Here is a 3,243-nt window from a genome sequence, read left to right as displayed (position 1 = left end):
CCTGATAATGCTTTAGTAAGAGTAGTCTTACCATGGTCTACGTGACCAACTAAACCTATATTAACATCTGACTGTACGTTCACAGATAACCACCTTTTTTATAATTTAAATTCAACTAAAAGTAAAATAAGAAAGATTAGTAAAACTATTCTTCCTCTTCTTCACCAGCACCAATAATTTCAGCTATTGATTTGCTTCCAGCTTGAGTAACTACAGTGTTGATTTGTACAATATCTTCTGCGATAGTGTTTCCTCTAACGGTTTTTCTTTTTTTAACACCATCTGCTTTAGGATGATAACCGATACCACCGGTTAATAAACTTTTTATTCTTCTGGTACCAGAAACATCTTTTTTCATGGTAAAACCATTTTTGTCACTACCACCAGTGATTTTTAAAGTGTAACCATCTAAACCAACAACAGCACCATCAAATTCATCACCGATGACTAAACCATTAAGAGCTTTAGCTTCATCAACTTCAATTTGATGAGTTTCAGCACCTTGAGACACAACAACTTTGAATGCCATGGTATTTCCTCCTTAATTTTTTTATAAACCCAATTTATTATTCAAAAAGACCAAATTTACCCCAATCAGGATCTTGTTTTCGTTTAATTTCAACAAATTCATATAAAGTTTCAAACTCATCTTCAGTTAATTTATCTTTAAATTCACGTTCAATGAATTTGTAATGTTTTTCAGGAATATCAACATATAATTCATCCCCTTCATCAAAATGTTTTCCAACAATAGCATCTTTAATAGCCATTGCAACCCTTTGACCCCTAGGAATATCAGGCAATGTTTCTCCTTTGTCTTCCATACTGGCAATTACACCAACATATTCACCATTCTTATTAATCAAAGTTTGACCTTGCTTAACTGTTCCGCTTAAAGATTCAATTCCGATAATAGCAGGTTTACTTTGACGGAAAACTAATTTAGGTAAAGACATGAATTTAGCCGGTTTGATAATAGCATCATAAAACGCTTTTTTCTTAGCTTTTTCAAGTTCATCAATCCATGCTTCATAATCTTCAATAATCTGATAAATCACATCACCTTTGAACAATTTAACATCTGAATTTTCCAAATCTTCCTGTGAATTTGAATTGACATTAACATTAAATGCAATGATAGCTCCATGTGCATCATTCTCATTTAAAGCAATGGATGAATTAATAATATCTCTACGATTGACATCACCAATGCCTGCTTCACGAATAGGAATATTTAACTCTCTTAACAATTTAACAATAGCTTCAAGAGAACCTAATGTATCCGCTTTAACTAAAATTCCTTCATCTTCCGTACTGATTGTAATATCCTCAATCTCTTTTAAGATTTCTTCCTCTACATTTTCATCATCACTTAACACCCTAAGAGGTGAACCAGAAACAACATCATCTAAATTAGGAGCAGCAATTTTAATACCTGCAGCTGCAACTACTTCATCAAATTTTTGGAATTTCTTTTTAGAATCTCTCATTTCTTCTAGCGGAAGTGGTCTTAAAATGGATCTGATTTTTGTAGTTAATACTTCATTTGAAGAAGTCATTAAAGCTATTTCATCATTAGTTCGTAAAACACCATCATAAATAATACTATCAATAGTAAGACCTAATCCAACTTCTTCTTTAATTTCTAAAACTGTACCCTTAGCGGGAGCATCTTCATTAATTTCAAGTTGTTCGGTTAAATATTCTTGAGCAAGTCCTAAAAGCATTGCTAAAACTTCAATAATTCCTTCACCAGACCTAGCACTAATTGGAATAATACTAATCTGAGAAGCGAAGTTACTCACTCTATCAAATCTTTCAGACTGAAAACCTTCCTTGTGAAGGGTACCTACAATTTCATAAACCTTTGTATCCAACTCTTGTTTAACACTTTGAGCTTGTTGTTCAAAAGATTCTTTAAAAGAAGCACCTTCATGTGTTTCCCATCCAAATATCATATCTATTTTATTAGCTACAACAATGAACGGAGTTTTATACATCTTAAGAATATTCAACGCTTCGAAAGTTTGTGGTTTAAATCCATCATTGATATCAACAATTAATACTGCTAAATCTGCTAATGCACCACCACGTTTTCTCAAACTGGTAAAAGCTGCATGTCCAGGAGTATCAATAAAGAATAATCCAGGGATTAAATCTTTAATAGTTAATCTTGATATAAAATTTCCACAGATTTCTTCAATAGTATCATTAGGAATTTCTGTAGCACCAATATGTTGAGTAATACCCCCTGCTTCTTTATCAGCAATAGTACTACCTCTAATATAATCTAATAATGTAGTTTTTCCATGGTCTACATGACCCAAAACTGATACAATCGGGGATCTGATTTTCATAGTATCTTTCTTAATAATAAATTTTTAAAATTTTAAATTTATTCATAAATTAAATCATTGTCGACGATTTTGTAATCGCAAATTTCATCTTCATTAAAGAAGAGAGCAATTTCTCTTTCAGCAGATTCAGGAGCATCTGATGCATGAATAATGTTTCTACCTGTATCCATACCAAAGTCCCCCCTAATAGTTCCAAGATCTGCTTCTAAAGGATTAGTTGCACCAACAATTTTCCTAATTGTAGTGATAGCTTCTTCTCCTTCAATTACCATAGCTAATGATGGTGAAGAAGTAATATATTCAACTAAACTTGGGAAAAATGGTTTTTCAGCATGTTCTCCATAATGAGTTTTTGCTAAATCTTCATCGATTTGAATTAATTTAACAGCTACAATTTTAAGACCTTTGTCTTCAAAACGGGATAATATTTTACCCATAAGACGTCTTTGGACAGCGTCCGGTTTCATCATTACAAAACTTTTTTGAATCATTCTTTAACCCATTTAACTTTTCTTGGAACTCTTCCGAGTTTAATCATATTTTTTTCACATTTACTGCTACAAAAGAAATAAATTGAACCGTCTTTTTTGACGTACATTTTTCCTGTACCTTCTTCTATTTCTTTATTACAGAATGAACAAGTTCTCATGTTCTTACACCTTCTTATGGAGTCTTAATTTCTTTAGCTTCTCTAATTGTATCAAGTAACATTAAAATGTCACCTTCTCTAACAGGACCCATAATGTTTCTTGTTAAAATTCTTCCTTTATCTCTACCATCAAGGATTCTGCATTTAATTTGCATTACCTCACCAGTCATACCAGTTCTTTTTAAAACTTCAATGACTTCAGCAGGAGTTCCTTCTTCCATTTAAATCACCGTAAAT

6 protein-coding genes are annotated in these 3,243 nt (G+C 32.2%); all 6 read right to left on the bottom strand.

Going from position 1 to position 3,243, the window contains the following annotated elements; genetic code table 11:
* The coding region (locus Q0P94_RS10440) for a GTP-binding protein (protein WP_295116393.1) at window positions 1-83 on the bottom strand (83 nt) is incomplete at its 3' end.
* Window positions 84-145: 62 nt separating this feature from the next.
* Window positions 146-529, bottom strand: a complete 384-nt coding sequence (locus Q0P94_RS10435; protein WP_295116391.1) for a 30S ribosomal protein S6e — start codon at window positions 527-529, stop codon at window positions 146-148.
* Window positions 530-566: 37 nt separating this feature from the next.
* Window positions 567-2,357, bottom strand: coding sequence for a translation initiation factor IF-2 (gene infB, locus Q0P94_RS10430; RefSeq protein ID WP_295116388.1), 1,791 nt, complete (start codon window positions 2,355-2,357; stop codon window positions 567-569).
* A 38-nt stretch (window positions 2,358-2,395) separates the two neighbouring features.
* Window positions 2,396-2,848 (bottom strand): nucleoside-diphosphate kinase, encoded by a 453-nt coding sequence (ndk, locus tag Q0P94_RS10425; RefSeq protein WP_292608822.1) that lies wholly within the window; start codon window positions 2,846-2,848, stop codon window positions 2,396-2,398.
* Window positions 2,845-3,006 (bottom strand): 50S ribosomal protein L24e, encoded by a 162-nt coding sequence (locus Q0P94_RS10420; protein ID WP_004034240.1) that lies wholly within the window; start codon window positions 3,004-3,006, stop codon window positions 2,845-2,847. Before Q0P94_RS10420 ends, ndk begins: the two co-directional genes overlap by 4 nt.
* Before the next feature lie 14 nt (window positions 3,007-3,020).
* Complete coding sequence (locus tag Q0P94_RS10415; protein ID WP_116669816.1) at window positions 3,021-3,227, bottom strand: 30S ribosomal protein S28e; 207 nt, start codon at window positions 3,225-3,227, stop codon at window positions 3,021-3,023.
* Window positions 3,228-3,243: the final 16 nt, after the last annotated feature.

It is taken from the genome of uncultured Methanobrevibacter sp. (assembly GCF_946184425.1).
In the GTDB taxonomy this organism is placed as follows: domain Archaea; phylum Methanobacteriota; class Methanobacteria; order Methanobacteriales; family Methanobacteriaceae; genus Methanocatella.
The sequence above is the reverse complement of the archived record's forward strand: the minus strand, read 5'-3'. Positions and strand labels throughout refer to the sequence as shown.

What these genes read in the sequence shown, in the direction of transcription:
- Q0P94_RS10435 (WP_295116391.1), bottom strand. Translation starts at nt 529, where the DNA reads ATGGCATTCAAAGTTGTTGTGTCTCAAGGTGCTGAAACTCATCAAATT.
- infB (WP_295116388.1), bottom strand. Translation starts at nt 2,357, where the DNA reads ATGAAAATCAGATCCCCGATTGTATCAGTTTTGGGTCATGTAGACCAT.
- ndk (WP_292608822.1), bottom strand. Translation starts at nt 2,848, where the DNA reads ATGATTCAAAAAAGTTTTGTAATGATGAAACCGGACGCTGTCCAAAGA.
- Q0P94_RS10420 (WP_004034240.1), bottom strand. Translation starts at nt 3,006, where the DNA reads ATGAGAACTTGTTCATTCTGTAATAAAGAAATAGAAGAAGGTACAGGA.
- Q0P94_RS10415 (WP_116669816.1), bottom strand. Translation starts at nt 3,227, where the DNA reads ATGGAAGAAGGAACTCCTGCTGAAGTCATTGAAGTTTTAAAAAGAACT.